The organism is Companilactobacillus paralimentarius DSM 13238 = JCM 10415, from assembly GCF_001434985.1.
In the GTDB taxonomy this organism is placed as follows: Bacteria; Bacillota; Bacilli; order Lactobacillales; family Lactobacillaceae; genus Companilactobacillus; species Companilactobacillus paralimentarius.
Map to the genome: position 1 here is coordinate 479 of NZ_AZES01000153.1, position 379 is coordinate 857.

3 tRNA genes are annotated in these 379 nt (G+C 47.5%); all 3 read left to right on the plus strand.

Going from position 1 to position 379, the window contains the following annotated elements:
* The first annotated feature begins 58 nt into the window (after positions 1 to 58).
* The 3 genes from FD33_RS11340 (at position 59) to FD33_RS11350 (ending at position 307) form a co-directional block, all read left to right on the plus strand.
* Positions 59 to 131: transfer RNA gene (locus FD33_RS11340), tRNA-Thr, on the plus strand.
* A gap of 4 nt (positions 132 to 135) precedes the next feature.
* Positions 136 to 207, plus strand: a tRNA-Gly gene (locus tag FD33_RS11345).
* Positions 208 to 221: 14 nt separating this feature from the next.
* Positions 222 to 307 (plus strand) — tRNA-Leu (locus FD33_RS11350).
* Positions 308 to 379: the final 72 nt, after the last annotated feature.

The following is a 379-nucleotide window of genomic DNA, read 5'->3' on the forward strand; positions in this document are numbered from 1 at the left end:
CAATATTGTTGTTGCAATATTGGGAAACATTTAGTATTATATGAAAGTAACGTTTTATGCCGACTTAGCTCAGCTGGCAGAGCATCTGTCTTGTAAACAGGGGGTCGGAGGTTCGAATCCTCTAGTCGGCATAATGCGGAAGTAGTTCAGTGGTAGAACATCACCTTGCCATGGTGGGGGTCGCGGGTTCGAATCCCGTCTTCCGCTTTCATTATAGTAACGCCGGGGTGGCGGAACTGGCAGACGCACAGGACTTAAAATCCTGCGGTAAGTGATTACCGTACCGGTTCGATTCCGGTCCTCGGCACTATAATGAATATGCACCTATAGCGCAATTGGATAGAGTGTCTGACTACGAATCAGAAGGTTGTAGGTTCGA